This window comes from Pseudomonas sp. C1C7 (assembly GCF_013359595.1).
Classification (GTDB): domain Bacteria; phylum Pseudomonadota; class Gammaproteobacteria; order Pseudomonadales; family Pseudomonadaceae; genus Aquipseudomonas.
Genome location: NZ_JABFMP010000047.1, coordinates 21,329 through 46,056 on the forward strand (window position 1 = coordinate 21,329; position 24,728 = coordinate 46,056).

Annotated in this window: 23 protein-coding genes; 12 read left to right on the forward strand and 11 right to left on the reverse strand. The window is 61.7% G+C overall.

The window, feature by feature from the left end; genetic code table 11:
• Positions 1–2: 2 nt before the first annotated feature.
• The 4 genes from HNO86_RS26780 to HNO86_RS26800 all read right to left on the reverse strand — a co-directional run bounded on the left by HNO86_RS26780 (position 3) and on the right by HNO86_RS26800 (position 4,834).
• Positions 3–962, reverse strand: a complete 960-nt coding sequence (locus HNO86_RS26780) for an alpha/beta hydrolase (RefSeq protein ID WP_175379937.1) — start codon at positions 960–962, stop codon at positions 3–5.
• A complete protein-coding gene (locus HNO86_RS26785; RefSeq protein WP_175379938.1) occupies positions 963–1,853 on the reverse strand; it encodes a neutral zinc metallopeptidase in 891 nt (296 codons plus the stop codon).
• Positions 1,854–2,041: 188 nt separating this feature from the next.
• On the reverse strand, positions 2,042–2,863 hold the full coding sequence (locus HNO86_RS26790; RefSeq protein ID WP_175379939.1) for a neutral zinc metallopeptidase: 822 nt from the start codon (positions 2,861–2,863) through the stop codon (positions 2,042–2,044).
• A 225-nt stretch (positions 2,864–3,088) separates the two neighbouring features.
• Positions 3,089–4,834, reverse strand: a complete 1,746-nt coding sequence (locus HNO86_RS26800) for an FAD-dependent oxidoreductase (RefSeq protein WP_175379940.1) — start codon at positions 4,832–4,834, stop codon at positions 3,089–3,091.
• A gap of 177 nt (positions 4,835–5,011) precedes the next feature.
• Here HNO86_RS26800 and HNO86_RS26805 point away from each other — a divergent pair, with 177 nt between their 5' ends.
• From HNO86_RS26805 to HNO86_RS26820, 4 genes are all read left to right on the forward strand, one after another.
• Positions 5,012–5,788, forward strand: coding sequence for an IclR family transcriptional regulator (locus tag HNO86_RS26805; protein ID WP_175379941.1), 777 nt, complete (start codon positions 5,012–5,014; stop codon positions 5,786–5,788).
• Positions 5,789–5,966: 178 nt separating this feature from the next.
• Positions 5,967–7,022: a Gfo/Idh/MocA family protein gene (locus HNO86_RS26810; RefSeq protein WP_175379942.1), complete on the forward strand. Its 1,056-nt coding sequence runs from the start codon at positions 5,967–5,969 to the stop codon at positions 7,020–7,022.
• A gap of 2 nt (positions 7,023–7,024) precedes the next feature.
• Positions 7,025–7,840 (forward strand): sugar phosphate isomerase/epimerase, encoded by an 816-nt coding sequence (locus HNO86_RS26815; RefSeq protein ID WP_175379943.1) that lies wholly within the window; start codon positions 7,025–7,027, stop codon positions 7,838–7,840.
• Between the two features lie 116 nt (positions 7,841–7,956).
• Entirely contained in the window at positions 7,957–8,835 is an 879-nt protein-coding gene (locus HNO86_RS26820; RefSeq protein WP_175379944.1) for a DMT family transporter, read from the forward strand.
• Positions 8,836–8,910: 75 nt separating this feature from the next.
• On the opposite strand, the gene HNO86_RS26825 is transcribed toward HNO86_RS26820, so the two are convergent.
• Positions 8,911–10,248 (reverse strand): MFS transporter, encoded by a 1,338-nt coding sequence (locus tag HNO86_RS26825; RefSeq protein WP_175379945.1) that lies wholly within the window; start codon positions 10,246–10,248, stop codon positions 8,911–8,913.
• A gap of 612 nt (positions 10,249–10,860) precedes the next feature.
• Between HNO86_RS26825 and quiC the strand changes: the two genes are divergently transcribed.
• Positions 10,861–12,762 (forward strand): 3-dehydroshikimate dehydratase QuiC, encoded by a 1,902-nt coding sequence (quiC, locus tag HNO86_RS26830; protein WP_175379946.1) that lies wholly within the window; start codon positions 10,861–10,863, stop codon positions 12,760–12,762.
• Between the two features lie 102 nt (positions 12,763–12,864).
• On the forward strand, positions 12,865–13,542 hold the full coding sequence (locus HNO86_RS26835) for a TetR/AcrR family transcriptional regulator (RefSeq protein ID WP_175379947.1): 678 nt from the start codon (positions 12,865–12,867) through the stop codon (positions 13,540–13,542).
• A gap of 39 nt (positions 13,543–13,581) precedes the next feature.
• Here the strand turns inward: HNO86_RS26835 and HNO86_RS26840 are convergent, their stop codons facing one another.
• The 3 genes from HNO86_RS26840 to HNO86_RS26850 form a co-directional block, all read right to left on the reverse strand.
• A complete protein-coding gene (locus tag HNO86_RS26840) occupies positions 13,582–14,436 on the reverse strand; it encodes a shikimate dehydrogenase (protein WP_175379948.1) in 855 nt (284 codons plus the stop codon).
• Positions 14,437–14,441: 5 nt separating this feature from the next.
• Positions 14,442–14,882, reverse strand: a complete 441-nt coding sequence (gene aroQ, locus HNO86_RS26845) for a type II 3-dehydroquinate dehydratase (RefSeq protein ID WP_175379949.1) — start codon at positions 14,880–14,882, stop codon at positions 14,442–14,444.
• Between the two features lie 297 nt (positions 14,883–15,179).
• Complete coding sequence (locus tag HNO86_RS26850; protein WP_175379950.1) at positions 15,180–16,091, reverse strand: LysR family transcriptional regulator; 912 nt, start codon at positions 16,089–16,091, stop codon at positions 15,180–15,182.
• A 113-nt stretch (positions 16,092–16,204) separates the two neighbouring features.
• Between HNO86_RS26850 and HNO86_RS26855 the strand changes: the two genes are divergently transcribed.
• Positions 16,205–16,411 (forward strand): 4-oxalocrotonate tautomerase family protein, encoded by a 207-nt coding sequence (locus HNO86_RS26855; protein WP_047533558.1) that lies wholly within the window; start codon positions 16,205–16,207, stop codon positions 16,409–16,411.
• Positions 16,412–16,472: 61 nt separating this feature from the next.
• On the opposite strand, the gene trmA is transcribed toward HNO86_RS26855, so the two are convergent.
• Together trmA and HNO86_RS26865 are read right to left on the reverse strand one after the other, a co-directional pair.
• Positions 16,473–17,552, reverse strand: coding sequence for a tRNA (uridine(54)-C5)-methyltransferase TrmA (gene trmA, locus HNO86_RS26860; protein ID WP_175379951.1), 1,080 nt, complete (start codon positions 17,550–17,552; stop codon positions 16,473–16,475).
• Positions 17,549–18,844, reverse strand: a complete 1,296-nt coding sequence (locus HNO86_RS26865) for an NCS2 family permease (RefSeq protein WP_175379952.1) — start codon at positions 18,842–18,844, stop codon at positions 17,549–17,551. The genes trmA and HNO86_RS26865 overlap by 4 nt, the downstream gene beginning before the upstream one ends.
• Before the next feature lie 220 nt (positions 18,845–19,064).
• On the opposite strand from HNO86_RS26865, the gene HNO86_RS26870 reads away from it, so the two are divergent.
• Complete coding sequence (locus tag HNO86_RS26870) at positions 19,065–19,502, forward strand: DUF4879 domain-containing protein (protein WP_175379953.1); 438 nt, start codon at positions 19,065–19,067, stop codon at positions 19,500–19,502.
• 82 nt (positions 19,503–19,584) lie between these two features.
• A complete protein-coding gene (locus HNO86_RS26875; protein WP_175379954.1) occupies positions 19,585–20,136 on the forward strand; it encodes a DJ-1 family glyoxalase III in 552 nt (183 codons plus the stop codon).
• A gap of 5 nt (positions 20,137–20,141) precedes the next feature.
• Here HNO86_RS26875 and HNO86_RS26880 read toward each other — a convergent pair whose 3' ends face one another.
• Complete coding sequence (locus HNO86_RS26880) at positions 20,142–21,383, reverse strand: MFS transporter (RefSeq protein ID WP_175379955.1); 1,242 nt, start codon at positions 21,381–21,383, stop codon at positions 20,142–20,144.
• A 495-nt stretch (positions 21,384–21,878) separates the two neighbouring features.
• On the opposite strand from HNO86_RS26880, the gene HNO86_RS26885 reads away from it, so the two are divergent.
• The 3 genes from HNO86_RS26885 (at position 21,879) to HNO86_RS26895 (ending at position 24,568) form a co-directional block, all read left to right on the forward strand.
• Complete coding sequence (locus HNO86_RS26885; RefSeq protein ID WP_175379956.1) at positions 21,879–23,312, forward strand: cytochrome ubiquinol oxidase subunit I; 1,434 nt, start codon at positions 21,879–21,881, stop codon at positions 23,310–23,312.
• Positions 23,313–23,315: 3 nt separating this feature from the next.
• On the forward strand, positions 23,316–24,323 hold the full coding sequence (gene cydB / locus HNO86_RS26890) for a cytochrome d ubiquinol oxidase subunit II (protein WP_175379957.1): 1,008 nt from the start codon (positions 23,316–23,318) through the stop codon (positions 24,321–24,323).
• A 77-nt stretch (positions 24,324–24,400) separates the two neighbouring features.
• Positions 24,401–24,568, forward strand: a complete 168-nt coding sequence (locus HNO86_RS26895) for a DUF2474 domain-containing protein (RefSeq protein ID WP_175379958.1) — start codon at positions 24,401–24,403, stop codon at positions 24,566–24,568.
• Positions 24,569–24,728 lie beyond the last annotated feature (160 nt).

Genomic DNA, 24,728 nt, shown 5'->3' on the forward strand with positions numbered 1-24,728 from the left:
AACTACTGTCCGAACAACGCCTTTTGGCCTTCGGGCGAAGTAAACATCCCTTCCCCGTTATGCCCCACACCGGGCACCTCGACCAGTTGCTGGTTCAACCCCTGCGGTGCCAGCCGCTTCAGGTAATCGACATAAAACCGCCCGCGGGCCAGTCGGTAAGGCCCTTGCGCCTTGGCCTCACAGCGCTTGTCCAGCGCCGGATGGTTCGGGTCGATGTCCTGCTGCCCCAACAGATAAACGACGTCACGCTTGAGGTACTTTTCCTGCAGCTGCGTGGGGCTTTGTCCTTCGGCATAGGCGGGCAGATCCGCCAGGCCGTACTTCCAGCGATTGAAGTCCGGGCAGGCGGCGTGATTGAAAGCCACCGGTCGACGCTCATCGAAATACGCATAGGAAGACGGGTTGGCGACCACGTAGCGCAAATGCACGCCAGCGGCTTCAAGCGCGGCTTGATCGTGGCCCAGCAGGGCATAGCGCTGGACCACCTGGGCGCCGCCGGAGTGGCCGGCGATGACGATCTGCTTCACATCCGGAAACTGCTGGCGATTACTCAGTCGGGCGATGATTTCGTCCAGGGCTTCGAACGAACTCAGGCGAAACGGCGCGGTGGATTCGCCGCCAGCCATCCATTCATTGCCTTGCCAGCGCAGCACCGTGTCGGCCACGGGATGCAGCGCGACGTCGGTTTCATTGAGAAATTGCGGGGCGATCACCAGGGTCGTCGCGCTTTGCCCGGCCAGTTCCACGGCCTTTTCCGCGCTTTGCAGGTAGGTCTGCGCATTACGCGGACGACCGTGAACGACAATCAGCACACGTTCGATCTTGCCCGGAGCGGGGCTGAGCCCCACCGCGATCTCGCCTGATCTCAACAACAGGCGACCCGGACTGATTTCCTTGACCCCCTGCTCGGCAGCCTGGGTACTCGCACACGTGAACAACAACGCCAACAACCATTTATTCATCTACAGATTTTTCGTCGCAAAGGTATCGCACTGGCCAACCTGGCCCTGGGCGAATCCGGTTTTGAACCAGCGCACCCGTTGCGCTGACGTACCATGGGTAAACGAGTCGGGTACCACGCGGCCCTGACCCTGTTGCTGCAAACGATCGTCGCCAATGGCATTGGCGGCGTTCAGTGCTTCTTCGATGTCGCCCGGTTCCAGCCAGTTCAAGCGCTTCTGCGCATGGTTGGCCCAGACTCCGGCCAGGCAGTCGGCCTGAAGTTCCTGGCGGACCAGCAAGCCACCGTCGCCTTCCATCTGCCGGCCCTGCTGGCGAGCCGTCTGAATCTTCGCCGAGACGCCGAGCAAGGTCTGCACATGGTGTCCGACTTCGTGCGCAATCACGTAGGCCTGGGCGAAGTCACCGGCGGCGGCAAAGCGTTGCGACATTTCCTGGAAGAACGCCATGTCCAGGTAGACCTTCTGGTCCGCCGGGCAATAGAACGGACCGGTCGCCGACGTGGCCATGCCACAGGCCGAGTTGACGCGATTGCTGAACAGCACCAGGGTCGGGTCCTTGTATTGCCGCCCGCCCTGCTGGAAAACCTCGCGCCAGGTGTCTTCGGTGTCGCCCAGGATCGAGCGCACGAATTCGGCCCCTTCATCGTTGGCCGGCGGCGCCTTGCGCGTCTGGTTGCCGGCCGGTGCCGACTGCTCCATTTGACCGGTGAGCTGGCCGAGAATCTGCAGCGGATCCTGGCCGGTGATCCAGCCGATCCCGACAATCAGAAGGATGGCCGTCAGGCTCAGACCCTTGCCGCCACCGAATCGCATCCCGCCACCACCACTGCCGATGTCATCGCCGCGGGCATCGACCACGTTGTCGCTGCGCCGGCCTTTTCTCCATAGCATGTGGGAATCCTCTGATTGGTCGTGCGATGAGTGTTGCTGCTGTGCAGGAGCGGCGCCAGTCCGGTCGTCAGACAGTGCCTGGCGCCCTGGGTTCGGTGACGGGAGAGTTCGATGATGGACGGAGGCGTACCCTGTAGGCGCTGCCGAGTGAAACGAGGCTGCGATCTTTTGATTTTTTAAGAGCAGGATCAAAAGATCGCAGCCTGCGGCAGCTCCTGCAGGTTGCTGGTGTTGAAGGTGTCGCAGGCTTCAATGCGACCTGTGTCGAAGCCGGATTTGAACCACTTCACCCGTTGCGCCGAGGTGCCGTGGGCGAAGGTCTCGGGCCGAACCTGGCCGCTGGCCTGACTTTGCAGATTGTCATCACCAAACACCGTGGCAGCCTGCAGCGCCGCTTCCACATCGCCCGGTTCCAGCCAATCGAGGCGCTGCTGCGCATGGTGTGCCCAGACGCCGGCCAGGCAATCGGCCTGCAGCTCTGCGCGAACCTCCAGGCCGCCATCGCCCATCACCGGTTTCTGGTCCCGCAGCGCTTGCTCGAAAGGCTCGGAAAGCCCCAGCTCCAGCTGCACGTGATGGCCGATTTCGTGGGCGATGATGTAGGCGCGGGCGAAGTCAGCGACCACGGAAAACCGCTGCTCAAGGTTCGTGAACAGCGCCAGGTCGAGGTACACCTGTTGATTGCTCGGGCAATAGAAGGGCGCGCTGGCGGGGCCGCACTCGGAGGTCATGTGGTTATCGAACACCACCAGCGTGGGCGGTGAGTAGTGACGTCCGGTTTGGGCGAACAGCTTCGTCCAGGTGTCTTCGGTCTCGCCCAGGACGGACTGGACGAACTTCAGTTGCTGGTCTTCGTCCGGCGTGGAGTTCAGCGTCGAGTGAAGTACGGCGCCGGTCAGCGCGATGGCCGCGAGCCCCGCACCGAAAAGTTTCCCTGTGTGCTTGCGGGCATCCTTGCCCTGTCGGGTGTCGTTGACGTTGTCGCTGGGTCTGGCTTTTTTCCATAGCATGTTTGCGGTCCTTCATGGATGGGCGGGATTCGCCGTGGGCCATGAATAACCTCATTGAAAATGCGCTGTGGGAAAAATGTGTAAGGCCAGGTAAGACCCCGGTCGCCCTGACGGCAATCCGAGGCCCTTTCCCATCACACGTCGAACGCGTCCCACACCGGTGCGAAGTCCGGGCTGACCTGGCGTTCGCGATTGGACAGACCTGGGATCAGGCGACGATCCTCATCATCGAGCTGCATGCTCGATCTCCTGTTCGTAAGCGGTAACGCCAGCAATGTGCCGGGCGGCGATGTAGCCGAAAGTCAGCGCCGGGCCGATGTTGATGCCGCCGGCCGGGTAGTGCCCGCCCATGATGCTGGCCATGTCGCCACCGGCCGCGTACAGCCCGGCGATGACCTGGCCCGCGTCGTCGAGGACCTGGGCATGGGGGTTGACCTTGAGCCCGGCAAAGGTGCCGAAGCAGCCGGGCCGGACCTTCACGGCATAGAAGGGGCCTTGTTCGAGGACGGCGACGCAGGGGTTGGGCTGATGCAGCGCATCCCCCTGTTTGCGGTTGTAGGGCGTCGAGCCACGGCCGAATTGCGGGTCTTCGCCGTGGCGGGCATGGCGGTTGTAGTCCGTCACAGTGGCGCTCAAACCCTGCGGATCGATACCACAAGCCTGCGCCAATTCCTCCAGGGTATTGCCGGTTTTCAGATAGCCGCTGCGGACAAAGGATGACAGCGGTACGGGAAACGGCCGGGAGATGCCCAGGCCATAACGCCGTTGAAAGGCGTGATTGCAGATCAGCCATGAGGCGACTTCTTCACCTTGGGGCGCGGCGGCGACCATGGCGGTGACGTAGTCGTAATAGCCGTTGGCCTCGTTGACGAAACGCTGGCCGGTGCTCAGGACGCCGATGATGCCGGGCTTGCCGCGTTCGATGATGTGCGGGAAGTGGCCGATGCTGCCGTCGCCGTGGGGCACTTCGGACACCGGGGCCCAGGCGACGGGGGACTGCATGTCGGTATCGACGTGGGCGCCGACACGTTCGCCCAGGCGCAGGCCATCGCCGGACACGGCCAGCGGTGGCAGCGCCAGATGCTCACGGCCGGTGGGCGTGCGCGGGAACAGGGCCTTGCGCCGCTCGATGTCATTGGCAAAACCACCCGCGGCCAGCACCACGGCCTTGCGCGCCTTGATCCGTACCGAGCCCTTGGCAGTGCTGATGACCGCGCCGCACACCTGTTCGTTTTCCCGCAGCAGATCGGTGACCGGCGCCGACTCCCAGAGCAGCACGCCCAGGTCCTCGGCGGACTTCGCCAGACGCGCCACCAGCGCCACGCCATTGACCAGTTGCATCGCCCGGCCATGGACGGCGAGGTCGAGCAAATGACGGGTAAAACGCTGGGTGACATGCCAGGCGGCGGGCAGCGAGCGGGTCAGGTTGAGAAACGCGCCAAGGTCGGCGCCGGCCATGATCGGCATGCCCATGAAGGAGGTTTCGCGCATGGTTTTACGCAGGCGCTTGAGCAACCTGCCGACCTTTCTGGCGTCGTAGGGCGCGGCGATCACAGAACGTCCGCCGGTGCCGGCGCCGGGGGTGTCGCCATGGATGTCGGCAATGGCGTTGCCGTCGGCGAATTGCAGCGAGGTGTGTTGTTCGAAGAACGCCACCATCCTTGGGCCGGCCTCCAGAAAGGCGTCGATCATCGGCCCGTTGAAGCGCTCGCCCAACTCGTGGCGCAGGTAGGTGCGCGGCAGTTCCACGTCTTCGACGATCCCGGCGCGGCGCGCCAACGGATTGCACGGCACCCAGGCCCAGCCGCCGGACCAGGCGGTGGCGCCGCCGAACACCGGGTCTTTCTCGACCACGATCACTTTCAGGCCATGCCATGCCGCCGTCACGGCTGCCGACAATCCGGCCGCGCCGGAGCCGACGATCAGTACATCGCAATCAACGTCGGGCAGAAAATGCGGCTCGGCAGGCATTGTTCGGGCTCCAGCAATCTAGTTATTTTGGAATCTGATTCCAGAAAATATAAGAACTGCTCTGAAGTGAGGCAAGGTCTTCGCCGTTAAAGCGGGCGGTTATCGGACAGTCAGTTCCAGATTTCGCTATTCATCGGTTGTCTTCTAGAATCGGGCAAATTTTCCGTGGAGACGCCCATGGCCGGCAGTCAGATCGAACGTGTTTTCAGTGTGCTCGAAAGCCTCACCAGTGACCCTCGCGGCCTGCCGATGCAGACCCTGGCCGAGCAACTGGACATCCCCAAAAGCGCCACCCACCGGCTGCTTGCGGAGCTGATCCGCTTGGGTTACGTGCGGCAGAATCCGGAGAATTTGCGTTATCACCTGTCGACCAAACTGGTGGCGATGGGCTTTCGGTACCTGTCGAGCAGTGGCGCCGATATCGTGCAGCCGGTGCTCGACCGCCTGGCCCAGGAAACCGGCGAACTGGTGCGTTTGGGTGTGATCGAGGGCGAGCGGCAGACCTGGATCGCCAAGTCCCAGGGCGCCCGTTCCGGTCTACGTTACGACCCGGACATGGGGCGCGATGCGCCGCTGTTCTACACCGCTTCCGGGCATGCCTGGCTGGCGTGCATGAGCGATGCGCAGGCGTTATCGCTGGTGGAGCGACAGGTGGAGGATCGGCCGCTGGAGCTGGGGCCGAATGCGCCGCGCTCCAATATCGAACTGCTCGATCGGCTGCACCTGGCGCGGGAGCAGGGGTATGCCTGTGTCGAGGAAAGCTCGGCGGTGGGCACCTCGGCGATTGCCGCGGTGGTGCGTCATCCGGCGGATGGGCGGGTGATCGGGGTGCTCAGCATTGCCGGGCCGAGCGCGCGGATGCCGGGGGCGCGGTTGCATGGGTTGGCGCCGCTGTTGCTGGCGTTTACCGATGAGCTGTCGGCGGCGAGTCTGGCTTCTGAGTTGTTTAGCTAAGCCTTTACACACATCTCCTGTGGGAGCGAGCAAGCCCGCTCCCACATTTGGATATCGCTGACTGTTCAAACTGTGCGCTGTTCGAACACTTTCACCACTTGTACATTCTAGAAAGTGGAACTCGGTTCTAAATTGTTGGAATTCACCCCTCCAACAACAACCAAAAGAGGACCGCACCATGACTTCGCCCCTTCGCATCGCCCTGATCGGTGCCGGCAACATGGGCCAACAGCATTACCGGCATCTGATTACCCTGAGCGAGGCGACGCTGTGCGCCGTGGCCGATCCCGGTCCGCAGGCTGCCGACATCGCGGTGCAATGGGGTGTGGCGCATTTCGCCGATCACCGTCAGATGCTGGAGCAGGCCAGGCCGGACGCGGTCATCATCGCCAATCCGAATAATCTGCACGTCAGCACCGCACTCGATTGCCTGGCCGCCGGTGTGCCGGTGTTGCTGGAAAAGCCGGTCGGCGTGCATATGGATGAAGTCCGCGAGCTGGTGGCCGCGGTGAAAAACACCGGTGTACCGGTGCTGGTCGGTCATCATCGTCGGCACAACCCGCTGATCGTCCGCGCCCATGAGCTGGTGCATGGCGGCGCCCTCGGGAGGTTGACCACGGTCACGGCGCTCTGGCAGCTGCGCAAGCCCGACAGCTATTTCGAAACGCCGTGGCGTCGTGAAGAGGGCGCTGGGATGTTGCTGACCAACCTGATCCACGATCTCGACCTGTTGCGCCATTTGTGTGGCGAGGTGCGTCAGGTTCAGGCGATCACCAGCAACGGGATCCGCGGGTTCGCCAATGAGGATTGCGCGGCGGTGCTGCTGCAATTCGACAACGGCGCGCTGGGCAGCCTGACCGGTTCCGACGCGGTGGCGGCGCCCTGGAGTTGGGAGCTGGATTCGGGGGAGAACCCGGTATATCCGATTCAGGCCGATCAGCCGTGCTATCTGCTGGCCGGGACAGGCGGGGCGTTGAGCATTCCGCAACTCAAGCGCTGGTACTACACCGAGGCCGATGGCGGCTGGCATCAGCCTTTGCAGGTCAGTCAGGAGGCCTTCACGGCTGATGAGGCCCTGCGGGTGCAGTTGCAGCATTTTGTGCGCGTGGCACGTCGCGAGGTCGAACCGCTGGTGAGCGTCGCCGATGGCGCCCGCACGCTGGCGCTGATCGAAGCCATTCGCCAGGCCGCCGAAACCGGCCAGGCCTGCACACCTTCGCTGATCGAGGAATGACCATGAGTGAGCGGATTTTTTCCCTGGCCAGCCTGACCGTGCTGGAACTGTCACCGCCCGAGATGGTGGAAGTGGCGGCCCGCGCGGGCTACAGCCATGTCGGTCTGCGCCTGGTACCGGCCACGCCTCAGGAGCATCATTTTCCATTGGTGGCCGACAGCGATTTGCGTCGCCAGACCCTGGCGCGTCTGCGGGACACCGGCATCGGCGTGCTGGATGTGGAAATCCTGCGACTGAAACCGGAAACCGTGGTGGCCGATTTCGAACGAATTCTGGCGGTGGGCGCCGAGCTGGGGGCCAGCGAGCTGCTGGTGGCCGGCAACGATCCCGACGAGCGACGAATGACGGACAACTTCGGCGAACTCTGTGACCTGGCGGCGTCTTATGGACTGCACCCGCATCTGGAGTTCATGCCCTGGACCGAGGCGCGGGATCTTGCGCAAGCGGTGCGCATCGTCGAGGCCGCCGGGCGCGAAAACGGTGCAGTGCTGGTCGACGCGTTCCACTTCGACCGCTCTGGATCAAGGCTGGAAGAGCTGGCCAGGGTCGCCCCGTCACGGTTACGGTATGCGCAGTTGTGCGACGTTGCGGGGCCAAGGCCGGCGGACATGGCCGAGATCTTGCGTCAGGCGCGCAACGAGCGACGTTTTCCCGGTGAAGGCGATTGTGATTTGCCAGGATTGTTGCGCTGTTTGCCGGCTAACATTGCATTGAGCCTGGAGATTCCCACGGTGCATCTGCTGGAGCAGGGTGTGAGTGGGTTGGACCGGGCGCAGATGGCGCTGGACAGGACCCGGGAATTGTTGGCGCGGATTTGAGCGGTACTGCGTACCTTTCGCGGGCAAGCCTCGCTCCTACAGGTCTAATGTCGAACCGTAGGAGCGAGGCTTGCCCGCGAAGCGTTTGATTTTTTGATGTATTTAAAGGAACCCCAATGACCGTCAGCACCCCGCTTTCCGGCGTCAATCAGCCCTTCAAAGGGATTCTGCTGATCGTTGTCGCAACCTTCCTCTTCTCCAGTCACGACGCCATCTCCAAGTACCTGTCCGGGTTCTATCCGATCGTGATGGTGGTGTGGGCGCGTTATGTGGTTCACACGCTGTTGATGGCCGGGATTTTCCTGCCGCAATCCGGGGTCGGGGTCCTGCGCACGAAGCGGCCGATGCTCCAGGTGATCCGCGCCCTGTGCCTGCTGGGCACCAGCCTGTTTTTCACCACGGGCCTGATGTACATCCCGTTGGCGGAAGCCACATCGGTCAACTTCCTCGCCCCGGTGCTGGTCACCGCGCTGTCGGTACCGCTGCTCAAGGAGCGGGTGACGCGGGGCCAATGGCTGGCGGTGATTTGCGGTTTCAGCGGGGTGCTGATCATCGTCCACCCCGGTGGTGAATTGTTCACCCCGGCGGTGTTGCTGCCGTTCTGTTCGGCGCTGTTTTTCTGCTTCTATCAGTTGCTGACGCGCAAGCTCAGTGAAGTCGACAGCCCGACCACCAGTAACTTTTTCGCAGGGCTGTGCAACACCTTGGTGATGAGTGCGTTGGTGCCGTTTTTCTGGCAGGTGCCGACCCTGGGCCATGGCGCGATGATGCTGGCGCTGGGGGCCTGCGGGATGACCGCGCACCTGTTCCTGACCCAGGCCTTCCGCCTTGCCGCACCGGCCTTGCTGGCGCCGTTCAGCTATTGCCAGATCATCTTTGCCGGCCTGCTGGGCTGGCTGCTGTTCTCCCATACGCCGACCCTGACCACCGTGATCGGTATCGCCGTGATCTGCTGCAGCGGGCTGGCGGCGGCCTGGCAGCAACGTCGCCGCTGAGTCCGATCCTGACGCCCCACAAATCGCGGGCAAAAAAAAGCGCAGGCCCGATCAAGGGCCTGCGCCGAGGGAACATCAGTCTTCTACTTTCGGGATCTTGCGCGGTGCCATGAAGTACATCCAGATCAGTGCGATGAAGTACATCGCCGGAATCAGGGTGAACAGCACGGTGTAGTTGTTGTTGGTAGCGGTCAGAATGTGGCCGACCAACTGGGTCATGAACATCCCGCCGATCGCGGCGCACATGCCGCCGAAACCGAACACCGTACTCATCATGTGCTTGGGCGTGTAGTCCATCACCAGGCTCCAGATGTTGGCGGTCCAGGCCTGGTGCGCACCGATGGCCAGGGAGATCGCGAACACCGCCACCCACAGGTTGCTCGAGCCGGCCGCGATGATCACGCCGATGATGCAGCAGGCGAACAGCAGCATGGACATCAGGCGAGCCTTGATCGGGTTGACGCCGCGGCCGATCAGGAACGAGGACAGGATCCCGCCGCCGACACTGCCGAAGTCGGCGGTGAGGTAGATGATGATCAGTGGAATACCCATCTGGGTCACGTTGATGCCCAGGTTGTATTGCTGATTGAGGAACGGTGGCAGCCAGTACAGGTAGAACCAGAACACGGGCGCGGTGATCGAGTAGGCGAGAGCGAAGGCCCAGGTGCCGCGCATGCGCAGGATCTTCGAGAAAGGCACGCGGGTCTGTGCAGGTTCGACTTCGTTCTGGATGTAGTCCAGCTCGGACTGTTTGACCCGTGGGTGATCTTCCGGGTTGTAGTACTTCAGAGCCCACAGCACCAGCCAGATACCGCCCAGTGCCGACATGCAGATGAACGCGGCCTGCCAGCCCCAGGCGTGGAGGATCAGCGGCAACAGCATCGGCGTGAACATGGCGCCGACGTTGGTCCCGGCGTTGAAGATACCGGTGGCCACGGCGCGCTCGCCGGCCGGGAACCACAGGCGCGTGGTCTTCACGCAGGCCGGGTAGTTGGCGGCTTCGGTCAGGCCGAGAATGAAGCGGCAGACCATGAAACCGGCCGCCGAGGTGGCCAGGCCGTGGGCACCGGTGGCCAGGCTCCAGAGCAGCACCGCGCAGAAGAACACGCGCTTGACGCCGACCCGGTCGATCAGGCGGCCTTGCAGCACGAAACCGATGGCGTAGCCGACCTGGAACCAGAAGTTGATGTTGGCGTAGTCCATCGCCGTCCAGCTCATTTCCTTGGCGAGGATGGGCTGCATGACGCCCAGGGCGGCGCGGTCGATGTAGTTCAGGGTGGTGGCGAAGAACACCAGCGCCAGCATGCCCCAACGGGTCTTGCCGACGGCCATGGCGCCGCGGATTTTGTCACCGATACCGCCAGTGGCGGCACTCATGGCCGGAGCCATGCGAGAGCTTTGAGTAGGGTTCATCTGGGCCATCCGTTCAATGACTGACAAGCGAAGCTCGTCTGGACTTCATGGGCGCGTGATCAGTCGAGGGCAACGGGCGCGGGACTGATCGGCTGGGTTCGTCGACTGACGGGTTATTCAGCGAGCGGCACGGCGATGCCAGCGGTGCGCAGGATTCGGATGGACGCCAGGCAGGGCGTAATGACGGTAGCTGGAGCGAGCAGGGCGTTGAATGAGCACATGAGCTTTTACCCGTTTTTTGAAATTTTTATGTGGTGTTCTGGGTCTGTTTACCTGAGACCAGCGGTTCGTGGACCGGCCTCAATGTGGTGTTGATGTTGCGCAGTGAACAAAAAATCGTCAATTCGCCAAAGGCCATTTTGTTCGATAATCGAACACAAAACTAACCGGGTAGTACACTTTAAATTGCTGTGTTCGTTTATGGGGCCAATAATTCATCCAGGCGTAACGCTTTCCCTGTAGGAGCTGCCGAAGGCTGCGATCTTTTGATCTTGATTTGGATTTTGATTTTTAAAAGCAAGATCAAAAGATCGCAGCCTTCGGCAGCTCCTGCATGAAGCATCAGCGTGCAATGCCCCTTACAAGATTCCCTCCACCACCGGGAGCCGAAACATGCAGCGTTCCATTGCCACCGTATCCCTGAGCGGTACCCTGCCGGAAAAACTCGAAGCCATTGCTGCCGCCGGCTTCGATGGCGTCGAGATTTTCGAGAATGACCTTCTCTACTACGACGGCAGCCCGCGGGAAATTAAACAGATGTGCGCCGATCTCGGGATCGCCATCACGCTGTTTCAACCGTTCCGGGACTTCGAGGGCTGCCGCCGTGAACGCCTGTCGCGCAACCTGGAGCGGGCCGAGCGCAAGTTCGACCTGATGCAGGAGCTGGGCACGGATCTGGTGCTGGTGTGCAGCAACGCCTCTGCGGATTCGGTGGGTGATGAACAAATTTTAGTCGATGATTTGCGCCTGCTGGCCGAACGTGCGGGTGCACGCGGTCTGCGCATCGGCTACGAAGCGCTGGCCTGGGGCCGTCACGTCAATACTTATCAACAGGTGTGGAACATCGTCCGCCAGGCTGACCATCCGAGCCTCGGCGTGCTGCTCGACAGCTTCCATACCCTGTCGCTCAAGGGTGATCCCGGTGCGATCGCAGAGATTCCCGGCGACAAGATCTTCTTCGTGCAGATGGCCGACGCGCCGATCCTGGCCATGGACGTGCTGGAGTGGAGTCGGCATTTCCGCTGCTTCCCCGGCCAGGGCGAGTTCGATCTGCCGGGCTTCCTCGCGCCGATCATCAAGAGCGGCTATACCGGGCCTCTGTCGCTGGAGATCTTCAACGACGGCTTCCGCGCCGCGCCGCCACGGGCCAATGCCGCCGACGGTTTGCGCTCCTTGCTGTACCTGGAGGAGAAAACCCGCCAGCGCCTGGAACAGGAAGCTCGTGAGACTGCCAATCGCGAAATTCTGTTCGAGACACCCAAGGCCAGCGAATACAACGGCGTGGAGTTTCTCGAGTTCGCCGTGGACGAAAGCCTCGGCGCCAAGCTGTCCCACTGGCTGGAGCGCCTGGGCTTCGTCAAGGCTGGCCAGCATCGCTCCAAGAGCGTCAGCCTGATGCGCCAGGGTGATATCAACCTGATCCTCAACTCCGAGCCGTACTCCTTCGGTCACAGTTTCTTCGAAGCCCACGGCCCATCGCTGTGCGCCACCGCCGTGCGGGTCAAGGACAGTGCCAGCGCATTGGCGCGGGCCGTGGCCTATAAAGGCCAGCCCTATCGCGGTCTGGTAGGCCCGAACGAGCTGGAACTGGCCGCCGTGCGCGCGCCGGATGGCAGCCTGATTTATCTGGTGGACCAGAACGCTGATGTTTACGGCACCGACTTCAACCTCGTGCCAGACGCGCAGACCAACGGTGGCCTCAAGCGCATCGACCACATGGCCATGGCGCTGCCCGCCGACAGCCTCGACAGCTGGGTGCTGTTCTACAAGAGCCTGCTGGATTTCGAGGCCGACGACGAAGTGGTCCTGCCCGATCCCTATGGCTTGGTGAAAAGCCGTGCCCTGCGCAGCCGGGACAGTTCGATCCGCCTGCCGCTGAACATTTCCGAGAACCGCAACACCGCGATCTCACACGCGCTGTCGAGTTATCGCGGTTCAGGTGTGCATCACATCGCCTTCGATTGCGACGATATCTTTGCTCAGGTCAGTCGGGCGAAAGAGGCGGGCGTTCCGCTTCTGGACATTCCGCTCAACTACTACGATGACCTGGCGGCGCGTTTCGATTTCGACGACGAGTTCCTCAGCGAACTGGCCTACTACAACGTGCTGTACGACCGCGATGCCCAAGGCGGCGAGCTGTTCCATGTGTACACCGAGCCGTTCGAAGGGCGATTCTTCTTCGAGATCATTCAGCGCAAGAACGGCTATGCCGGTTACGGCGCGGCGAACGTGGCGGTGCGCCTGGCGGCCATGGCCAAATCCCGGAGTGGTGCCGTACGTCAGGCAAAGTTGTAGGAAAATCGTAAATCGATTCGACAAACCGCTGCCGCACGGCTTCCTTCACCGTGCGGCGCGGCTCATAATCGCCAGCTTGTGCATGATGGCCGTGAGCCCGCAATGACAATGACTTCAGACCTCTCCGCAGCCCCCGGGCAACCCGTTGCCGAACCGCGCAAGAGTCGCAAGAACAACCCGGAAAAAACCCGCGAGAACATCCTGCAGGAGGCGATCGTCGAGTTCGTCCAGCAGGGCCTGTCCGGCGCCCGCGTCGATGCCATCGCCGAGCGTATCCACACCTCCAAACGCATGATCTATTACTACTTCGGCAGTAAGGAGCAGCTCTACGTCGAGGTTCTGGAAAAGCTCTACGGCGATATCCGCAGCACCGAAAACCGCCTGCACCTGGCTGAACTGGCACCGGTGGATGCGATTCGGCGGTTGGTGGAATTCACCTTCGATCACCATGATCGCAATGTCGATTTCGTGCGGATCGTCAGCATCGAGAACATTCACAACGCCGAGTATGTGAAGCAGTCCGATGCCATCAAGGCGATGAACAACACCATCCTCGATTCACTGGGCGAGATCCTGCGTCGCGGTGCCGAGCTGGGCGTGTTCCGCAGTGGTCTTGATCCGTTGGACGTGCATTTGCTGATCAGTTCGTTCTGCTTCTATCGCGTGTCGAACCGTCATACCTTCGGCGAGATTTTTCAGATCGACCTGCCGGACGAAGCGATCAAGCAGCGTCATCGCGAGATGATTTGCGAGTCGGTGCTGCGCTACCTGCAAGTGTGAGGGGATCGCAGCCTGTTGCAGGCTGCGATCTTTTGCTTTTCAGCCATTCATGCTCTGAAAATGCGCCAGCATTCGCTGCGCATCCGGCACCACGCCGCTGAACAATTCAAACGCCTTCACCGCCTGGAACACCGCCATGTTGCCGCCATCGAGCGTGCGGCAACCGAGGGCGCGGGCGTTGCGCAGCAGTTCGGTTTCCAGCGGGAAATAGACAATCTCCGCCACCCACAACTCGGCACGCAGCAGCTCCGCCGGCACCGGCATGCCCGGCAGTTTTTTCATGCCCATGGGCGTGGTGTTCACCAGACCGTCGGCTTCGCTCAAGGTGCCCGCCAGGTCATGGCCGGACACCGCGCGGCCCTCGCCGAAATGCTGGTTTAGGTTGTCGGCCAGGCTCTGGGCGCGGCTCGTGTCCACATCGAAAATGCTCAGTTGCTGCACGCCTTCGCTCAGTAGCGCGTGAGCCACCGCTGCGCCTGCGCCGCCGGCACCCATCTGCACCACGCGTTCGACGGCAACGCCTTTCAGGCCCCGACGAAAGCCTTCGGCAAAGCCCAGGCAATCGGTGTTGTGGCCGATGCGTTTGCCGTCCTTGAGAACCACAGTGTTGACCGCGCCGATGCCCCGGGCTTCGGGCGACAGTTCATCCAGCAGCGGGATGATCGCCTGCTTGCACGGGAAGGTGATGTTCAGACCGGTGAAGTTCATGCGCTCGGCGGCGGTCAGCAGGTCGGGCAGGGCGTTGTTGTCCAGTTGCAACTGATCGAGGTCGATCAGGCGATAGAGGTAACGCAAGCCCTGGGCATCGCCTTCATGCTCGTGCAGCGAGGGAGTACGGGAGGCCTGGATGCCGGCGCCGATCAGTCCGGCCAATACGCTTTGATTCTGGTTCATGACGTTCACCCTTTCAGACGCTGGCTGAAATGCTCCAGCGCCAGGCGATAACCGTGGCTGCCGAACCCGGCCATGACCGCAATGGCAATGGCGGACACGAAGGAATGATGGCGGAACGGCTCACGGGCGTGGACGTTGGACAGGTGGACTTCGATCACCGGCAATTCGCTGGCAACCAGCGCATCGCGGATCGCCACCGAGGTGTGGGTCCAGGCCGCCGGATTGATCACGATCCCGGCGCAACGGCCGCGGGCTGCGTGAATCCAGTCGATCATTTCGCCTTCATGGTTGGTCTGGCGAAACTCCACCGCCAGCCCGAACTCTTCAGCGGTGCGCCCGCACAGGTTTGAAATATCGGCCAGGGTTTCGTAGCCGTAATTCGCCGGTTCACGGGTACCGAGCATGTTCAGATTGGGGCCGTTGAGCACCAGAATGATGGGGGACATCGAGGTTTCTCCACTTATTATTTTTGGCATTTGGCCAGGAATAAAGCCTGTGGAGATAAATTGTACTAGATGGTTAATTTGGTCAATTGAAGAGGTGGTCAGTCGGCTGTTTGTGTTCGGTGATCGAACAAAGACAGAGTCTGCACCGATCCTGTAGCAGCTGGCGAAGCCTGCGTCCGGCTGCGCAGCAGTCGCAAAACCTGAGAACCCTATTTACCTGAAACAACGCGCTGGCTGATATCACGACTGCTGCGCAGCCGGACGCAGGCTTCGCCAGCTGCTACATGGATCGTCGCTTTAGCGTGGTAGATGCTCAACCAGAAAATCAATGAACGCCCGCAATCTCAACGGCATATGCCGACTCTGCGGATAGAGCAGGGTAAACGGCCGCGAACGCCCGGCATAAGGTTTGAGCACCTCCACCAACGAGCCATCCGCCAACTCCTTCTCCACGATAAACCGATACGTCTGAAACAATCCCGCCCCGTGCTTCGCCAGCGTCACGCCGCCCAAAACGTCATCGGAGCAGACGAAATTGCCTTCCGCCAGGATCTCCCGCTCCACGCCGTCTTCATTGAACAACCAGGCAATGCGCCGACCGCTGCTGGGCAATTCGTACTGAATGCATTCGTGCTGCTGCAAATCGTCGAGGGTCTGCGGCGTTCCGGCCTGCTTGAGGTACTCGGGGCTGGCGATCATCACCAGCGCGGCGTCCTCCAGTGGCCGGGCGATCAGGCCCGAGTCCGGAATCGCCCGCACGCGAATCGCCATGTCATAGCCTTCGCCGACGAAATCGATGTTGCGGTTGCTGATGTGCGACTCGACCTTCACCGCCGGAAAACGCGCACGAAAGGCCGGCATCAACGGCAGGATCCGGTGATGGGCATAGGTGGTCGGAATACTGATGCGCAGGGTGCCGGACGGTACCTGCTGCTGACCCATGACTTCACGCTGGGCTTCCACCAGTTGCGCCAGGGCCTGGCGACATTCCTCGTAGTAGCGCCGGCCACTGTCGGTCAGCTTCACGCTGCGGGTAGTGCGCGCAAACAGCCGCACACCCAGACGCTCCTCCATGCGCGACACCGATCGGCTCACCGCCGCAGGCGTCACCCCGGCCACCAGCGCCGCCGCAGTGAAGCTGCCAGCCTCGGCGGCCAGGCAGAACAGCTCGATGCTGCCCAATTGAAGATCGTCGAATTGTCGCTGCATGATTGATTACACCAGGGATCAAATGAAGTGTGTAACGCAGTATTTATCAGAAGCCCTCGCGCGGATACAGTGAACCGTCAGCCTTTCTCAACCAGCCGAGCAGGAGAAGCAGCATGCCTTTCGTCAGCGTACGTATCACCCGTGACGGCGTCACCCGCGAACAGAAAGCCCAGGTCATCGCCGAAATCACCGAAACCCTGCAACGCGTCCTGGGCAAGCCCCCGGAACTGACCCACATCGTGATCGAGGAAATCGACACCGATAACTGGGGCTACAAAGGCATTACCACGACTGAGTATCGAAAGAATCTGCCGGGGTGAATTGCTCGGGCACAAAAAAGCCGTCTATCAAGACGGCTTTTTCGCATCTGGCGGGCCGCAATCACCGTCGGGTCAGCAACACCCCGGACTCCATGTGATGGGTCCACGGGAACTGGTCGAACATCGCGCATTGGGTGATGCGGTGGGTGTCGTGCAGTTGGGCGATGTTGGCCGCCAGGGTTTGCGGGTTGCAGGAGATGTAGAGAATGTTGTCGAAGCGCCGGGTCAGTTCGCAGGTGTCCGGGTCCATGCCGGCGCGGGGCGGGTCGACGAAGACGCTGCCGAATTCGTAGCTTTTCAGGTCGATGCCGTGCAGGCGGCGGAATGGCCGCACTTCGTTCAGCGCTTCAGTCAGTTCTTCGGCGGACAGGCGCACCAGCGTGACGTTATCCACAGCGTTTTCGCTGAGGTTGCTCAGCGCCGCGTTGACCGAGGTCTTGCTGATTTCGGTCGCCAGGACTTTGCGCACGCGGGTGGCCAGCGGCAGGGTGAAGTTGCCGTTGCCGCAATACAGCTCCAGCAGGTCATCGCTGCGGTCGCCGAGGGCTTCGTACGCCCAGTTGAGCATCTTCTGGTTCACCGTGCCGTTGGGCTGGGTAAACGCGCCTTCCGGCTGGCGGTAGCTGAAGGTGCGACCGCCGACTTCGAGTTTTTCCACCACGTAATCGTGGCCGATGACTTCGCGTTTACCCTTCGAGCGGCCGATGATGCTGACGCCCAGATCGGCCGCCAGTTTCGTGGCCGCCGCGTGCCAGTGCTCGTCCAGCGGGCGGTGATAGCACAGGGTGATCATCGCATCGCCGGCCAGGGTGGTCAGGAACTCCACCTGGAACAGCTTGTGGCTCAGGGCCGAGCTGGCCTGCCATGCCGCCTTGAGCTGCGGCATCAACTGGTTGATGCGCAGGCTGGCGATCGGGAACTCTTCGATCAGGATCGGCGTGCGTTTGTCTTCCTGGGAAAACATCGCGTAATGGCGCTCGCCGGCTTCGCGCCACAGGCGGAACTCGGCGCGCAGGCGGAAGTTTTGCAGCGGCGAATCGAAGACGACCGGCTCCGGGGCATCGAAAGGGGCCAGCAGGTCACGCAGACGCGCGACCTTATCTTCGAGCTGGACGGCGTAGGCCTGGGAATCAAAAGTCATGCGTTGAACCAACCGAGCTTGATCACGAACAGAATCGACAGAATCACCAGCGCCGGGTTCAGCTCACGACCGCGACCGGACATCAGTTTGATGGCGGTCCAGGCAATGAAGCCGAAGGCGATGCCGTTGGCGATGGAATAAGTGAATGGCATGGCCAGGGCGGTAATCACCACCGGGGCGGCCACGGTGATGTCGTCCCAGTCTATTTCCGCCAGGCCAGATGTCATCAGCACGGCGACGAACAGCAGCGCCGGTGCGGTGGCGAACGCCGGAACGCTGCCGGCCAGTGGCGAGAAGAACAGCGCCAGCAGGAACAGGATGGCGACGACGATAGCCGTCAGACCGGTGCGGCCGCCGGCGCTCACGCCCGCGGCGGATTCGATGTAGCTGGTGGTGGTCGAGGTGCCCAGCAGGGAACCGGCCATTGCCGCCGTACTGTCGGCGATCAGGGCGCGGCCCATTTTCGGCATGTGGCCGTCCTTGCGCATCAGGCCGGCGCGCTTGGCGACGCCGATCAGGGTGCCGGAGTTGTCGAACAGGTCGACGAACAGGAAGGCGAAGATCACGCTGACCAGACCAATGTCCAGCGCGCCCTTGATGTCCAGTTGCAGGAAGGTCGGTGCCAGCGAAGGTGGCATCGATACCACGCCACCGAACGGGGTGAAGCCCATCACGATGGAGACGATGGTCACCACCAGAATGCCGATCAGCACTGCACCGCGCACGGCCAGCGCTTCCAGGGCGACGATCAGGGCAAAACCGAGGGTCGCGAGGATCGGTGCCGGTTGTTTCAGATCGCCCAGGCCGACCATGGTCGCCGGGTTGCTGACAACGATGCCGGCGTTGTGCAGGGCGATCAGGGCCAGGAACAGACCGATACCGGCGGCAATCGCCGAACGCAGCGGCAGCGGGATGCTGTTGATGATCCATTCACGGATGCGGAAGATCGACAGCAGGAAGAAGCACACTGCCGAGATGAACACCGCACCCAGCGCCACTTGCCAGGTGTGGCCCATGTGCAGGACCACGGTGTAGGTAAAGAAGGCGTTCAGGCCCATGCCCGGTGCCAGGGCGATCGGGTAGTTGGCGATCAGACCCATCACCGTGGAGCCGATGGCGGCTGCCAGGCAGGTCGCGACGAAGACGGCGCCCTTGTCCATGCCGGTTTCGCCGAGGATGCTCGGGTTGACGAACAGAATGTAGGCCATGGCCAAAAAGGTCGTGACGCCTGCGAGAATCTCGGTGCGTACGTTGGTGTTGTGTGCCTTGAGTTGAAACAGCCTTTCCAGCATGCCTGCTCCCCGTGGCGCGCCCGGCGCCGTGAATGTATCGATCTCAACAGCAAAGCACAGACCGGTGTAGGCGCCTGGGATTTTTCTGTGGGTCGGAAAAAGCCGCGCATCATACCAGTCGCGTGGGGTTATGGCTGCTTATGGTAGTGATCGTCGTCGATGTTTTGCGTTTTGCCCGAGTCAGCCATACTGCGCGCCTGTTCTCGGGGGTGTGTACTTCATGAAAATGCGTCTGTTGATCCTGCTGGCCATGCTTTTGGGCGCACAAACCGCCCTGGCGGCCCCGGCGCCGCCTTTGACCCAGGTCAAAGTGCTGAAAGTCGAATCGCCCGGTTGTGGCTTTGAAAACATCGATGAAGGCCAGACCCAGACGCGCTGCAATCACAGCGGGCCGAACATCCGGATCTATGTGCTGGAAGTGGGGTATGGCCGCAGCCAGCCTCAGGTCGGGCTGGATGGGTTCGACCTCAATGGCACCCGCACGCCGGTCTGCGTCTACGACAACGGCAACCTGACCGAATGCGCGCCGGGTCGAAAAACCGTCGGCAACCTGTACATTTTCGATATGGCCGGCAAGCAGGAGGGCACCTTCACCTTCAGCAACACCTCGATCAACGCGCCGGGCAACACAATGTCGACGCAGCTCTACATCAAGTAGCGTTGTTTCCTGGCGCGGCGGGCCTCGAACAGGGGTAATCAAAGCTGACTACGCTTTAAGGATCATCCTGTGGACTGTGCCCATGACCTTTAGAGCCTTGATTACCCTCGCCGAGGGCATTGATGACCTGCAAGCCGTCACCCTGATCGACGTTCTGCGTCGCGCCAAAGTGGAAGTGGTGGTGGCGAGCATCGAAGGACGACGCATGCTCACCTGCGCTCGCGGCACCCGCCTGACCAGCGACGCCATGCTCATCGACCTGCTGGCCCAGCCTTTCGACCTGATCGTCCTGCCCGGGGGCGACGTCGGTGCACAGCACCTGGCCGCCCACCAACCCCTGCAACAACTGATCAAGGACCAGGCCGCCGCCGGTCGCCTGTTCGCCGGCATCGCCGAAGCCCCCGCGCTGGCCCTGCAAACCTTCGGCGTACTGCGCCAGCGGCGCATGACCTGCCTGCCCTCCGCCAGTCACCACCTCTCGGGCTGCAACTTCGTCGATCAACCGGTGGTGGTCGATGGCAACTGCATCACCGCCCAGGGCTCGGGTGCCGCACTGGCCTTCGCCCTGACGCTGGTGGAGCAGTTGTGCGGCAAGGCCACGCGCTCGGCGGTGGCGGGGGAGTTGTTGGTTTAGAGCCTTCAAGCCTTGGCTTCTTCTTCCGCCGGCACATGCATCCGATCCCGCTGGGCTAGAGTCGGGAACAGTTTGATCCAGGTCCCGGTCACCACCAGTGTGCCAATCCCGCCCATGACCACCGCCGGCACGGTGCCGAACCAGTGGGCGGTGAGGCCGGATTCGAATTCGCCGAGCTGGTTGGATGCACCGATGAACAGGCCATTTACCGCGCTGACCCGGCCGCGCATTTCGTCGGGGGTTTCCAGTTGCACGAAGGAGGCGCGGATCACCATGCTGATCATGTCGGCCGCGCCCAGCACGACCAGTACCGCCAGCGAGAACCAGAACGAGGTCGACAGCCCGAATGCGATGGTGGCCACGCCGAATATGCCCACGGCGGTGAACATCACCCGACCGACATTCCGCTCCACGGCGAATCTGGCCAGGAACAGCGACATCAGCAACGCCCCCACCGCCGGTGCGGAACGCAGCAGACCCAGGCCCCAGGGGCCGGTGAGCAGAATGTCCTTGGCGAACACCGGCAACAGCGCCGTGGCGCCGCCGAGCAGCACGGCGAACAGGTCCAGGGAAATCGCGCCGAGAATGTCCGGACGGCTGCGGATGAAACGGATGCCGGCCAACAGTGAATCCAGGGTCGCCTTGCCCTTGTTCAGCGGTGTCTGCCGGGCCGGCAGGTTGAGCATCAGCGAGCAGGCAATGACATACAGCAGCACGGTCGGGCCATACACCCACACGCTGCCGAAGGCATAGAGCAGGCCGCCGAGGGCCGGGGCGACGATGGTGGCCGATTGCTGGGCCGATTGCGCGGCGGCCACGGCCCGGGGGAACAGGGCGCTGGGCACGATGCTCGGCAGCAGGGCCTGGGTGGTCGGCATCTCGAAGGAGCGGGCGCCGCCGAGCAGGAAGGCGAGGATGAAGATCATCTCCCGGGTGATGTGGTCGGTGGCGCTGCCAATGGCCAGCGACAGGGCGATCAGCGCCTGCAGGGATTGGCAGATCGCCGCGACCTTGCGCCGGTCGTAGCGGTCGGCCACGTGTCCGGTGTGCAGCATGAACAGCACCCGCGGCGCGAACTCCACCAACCCCACCAGACCCAGGTCAAGCACATTGCCGGTCAGCTGATAGAGGTTCCAGCCGATCGCCACAGTGAGCATCTGAAAGCCGCTGGCGGTGAAAATCCGCGCGAACCAGAAAGCGAGGAATGGGCGGTGGTGGCGTAGCAGCAAAGGCTCTTGGCTGGGCATTTGAGGGCAGATCTGCAGGTGGGGAAGGGGCGAGATTATCACCAACCTGTAACTGAAAGTTGCAGAGTCATGAAATTTAGTTAGCTAGACACCGATCTCCAGTTCCTGGGGACCCCTTGTGTGTGGGCTTGCTCGCGAAGAGGCCGGCACATCCAACGTCGTTATCGCCTGACCCACCGCTTTCGCGAGCAAGCCCGCACACAGGGGGGATCACTGGTGTTGCCGATTTTTTTGTTGGCCAATCGCCATGAGGCAACTTGTCACGCGGCAAAAGACCACGCAGTTCATCGCCTGAAATGGGACTACTCTTTCAACGTTGCTTGATCCAGATCAAGACCTTCCAGGGTTTTGATCCGGCGGCCGCAAGGCCAGACTCCCTGCGTAGCGATGCGTGTAAAAAAAGAACAAACAGAGATTCGCCACACTCCATTACCCGTGGGGGCCGTGGATGCAGGCTTCCAGCCCGCAGCCGTACTACCTGACAGAGGAAGACTTATGTTCGGTTTAGAGGCACTTGATCTCGCCCGAATCCAGTTCGCGTTCACCATCTCGTTCCACATTCTGTTCCCTGCCATCACCATTGGCCTGGCGAGTTACCTGGCGGTACTCGAAGGTCTGTGGCTGAAAACCAACAACGGTACCTACCGTGACCTCTACCATTTCTGGTCGAAGATCTTTGCCGTCAACTTCGGCATGGGCGTGGTCTCGGGGCTGGTCATGGCCTATCAGTTCGGCACCAACTGGAGTCGCTTTTCAGACTTCGCCGGTTCCGTGACAGGTCCGTTGCTGACCTATGAAGTACTCACTGCGTTCTTCCTCGAAGCCGGTTTCCTGGGGGTGATGCTGTTCGGCTGGAACAAGGTCGGACGCGGGCTGCACTTCTTCGCCACGGTCATGGTCGCCATCGGCACGTTGATCTCGACCTTCTGGATTCTCGCCTCCAACAGCTGGATGCAGACCCCGCAAGGCTTTGAAATCGTCAACGGCCAGGTGATCCCCACCGACTGGCTGGCGGTGATCTTCAACCCCTCGTTCCCCTATCGCCTGATGCACATGGCCACGGCAGCGTTCGTCGCCACAGCGTTCTTCGTAGGCTCCTCCGCGGCCTGGCATTTGCTGCGCGGCAAGGACAACCCGGCGATCCGCAAAATGCTTTCGATGGCGATGTGGATGGCCTTGATCGTCGCGCCGATCCAGGCCGTGATCGGCGATTTCCATGGCCTCAACACCCTTGAACACCAACCGGCGAAAATCGCTGCGATCGAAGGCCACTGGGAAAACAAGGGTGACGAAGCCACGCCGCTGATCCTGTTCGGCTGGCCGGACATGAAAGAGGAAAGGACCAAATTCGCCGTCGAGATTCCCTATCTGGGCAGCATCATCCTGACCCACTCCCTGGACAAACAGGTGCCGGCACTCAAGGAATTCCCGCCTGAAGACCGGCCCAATTCGACCATCGTGTTCTGGTCGTTCCGGATCATGGTCGGTCTGGGTTTCCTGATGATCTTCACCGGCCTGTGGAGCCTCTGGCTGCGCAAGCGCGACACGCTCTACACCTCGCGTCCGTTCCTTTACCTGGCGTTGTGGATGGGCCCGTCCGGCCTGATCGCGATTCTCGCCGGCTGGTTCACCACGGAAATCGGCCGCCAGCCGTGGGTCGTCTACGGTCTGATGCGTACGGCGGATGCGTCCTCCAACCATAGCGTCATGCAGATGAGCATCACTCTGATCCTGTTTGTCGTGGTGTATTTCGCGCTGTTCGGTGCCGGCCTCGGCTACATGATGCGTCTGGTGCGCAAGGGGCCGAAGATCGACGAAGGCAAGGAAACCAACGACGGTGGACCCGGCCAGAAACGCACGCCGGCGCGCCCCCTGTCTGCGGCCGACGATCACGCCGATGCCGACCACACCGTGACCAAGGAGATTTGAATCATGGGTATTGATCTTCCGCTGATCTGGGCCGTGATCATCATCTTCGGCATCATGATGTACGTGGTCATGGACGGCTTCGATCTGGGGATCGGGATCCTGTTCCCGTTCATTCCCGGCAAGACCGACCGTGACGTGATGATGAACACCGTCGCCCCGGTCTGGGACGGCAACGAAACCTGGCTGGTGCTGGGGGGCGCGGCGTTGTTCGGGGCCTTTCCGCTGGCGTATTCGGTGGTGCTCTCGGCGTTGTACCTGCCGCTGATCTTCATGCTGATCGGGCTGATTTTCCGCGGCGTGGCCTTCGAGTTCCGCTTCAAGGCCCGGGACGAAAAGCGCCATCTGTGGGACAAGGCGTTTATCGGTGGTTCGATTGCGGCGACCTTCTTCCAAGGCGTGGCGCTGGGGGCGTTCATCGATGGCCTGCCGGTGGTCGACCGGCAGTTCGCCGGTGGTTCCCTGGACTGGCTGACACCGTTCACCCTGTTCTGCGGCGCCGCGCTGGTGGTGGCCTATGCGCTGCTGGGCTGCACCTGGCTGATCATGAAGACCGAAGGCAAGTTGCAGGAACAGATGCATGATCTGGCACGGCCTCTGGCGTTCGTGCTGCTGGCGGTGATCGGTATCGTCAGTATCTGGACGCCCCTGGCCCACGCCGAAATCGCCGCCCGCTGGTTCACCTTGCCGAACCTGTTCTGGTTCCTGCCGGTGCCGATTCTGGTGCTGGTGACGCTGTACGGTCTGGTTCGCGCGGTGGCCCGCAATGCCCATTACACGCCCTTCGTGCTGACGCTGGTGCTGATTTTCCTTGGCTACAGCGGTCTGGGGATCAGCCTGTGGCCCAATATCGTGCCGCCGTCGATTTCCATCTGGGACGCCGCCGCGCCGCCGCAGAGCCAGGGTTTCATGCTGGTGGGGACGCTGTTCATCATTCCGTTCATTCTGGGGTACACCTTCTGGAGCTACTACGTGTTCCGCGGCAAGGTGACTCATGAGGACGGTTATCACTAGTCGCGCTCTTGTGGGAGCGAGCCTGCTCGCGATGGCGTCGCTAGAGGCGCCATCGCGGGTTACTGGAGTAATGAATCATGTCTGGCAAGCATTCTCTGCATGACATTGAAGAGGCGGAAAAGAAGCCGTTGTGGCAGCGGCTTGGGTGGTTGGCGCTGATCTGGGTTGGGAGTGTCGGGGCGCTGTTTGTTGTGGCGAGTCTGATGCGGATGTTCATGAGCGCGGCTGGGCTGAGTACTCACTGATTGATTGGGTGGCCTGCTCGCTGATTTGCGGATGGAATCAGATCTACTGTGCGGGCTTGCTCGCGATGCTTTTTGGGTTGTGTAGATATCCATTACTGCGGGTGCGGCGGCTGTCGGTTCCGCCCTGACGGTCGGGTCACTTTTGGCAAACGCCCGGAAT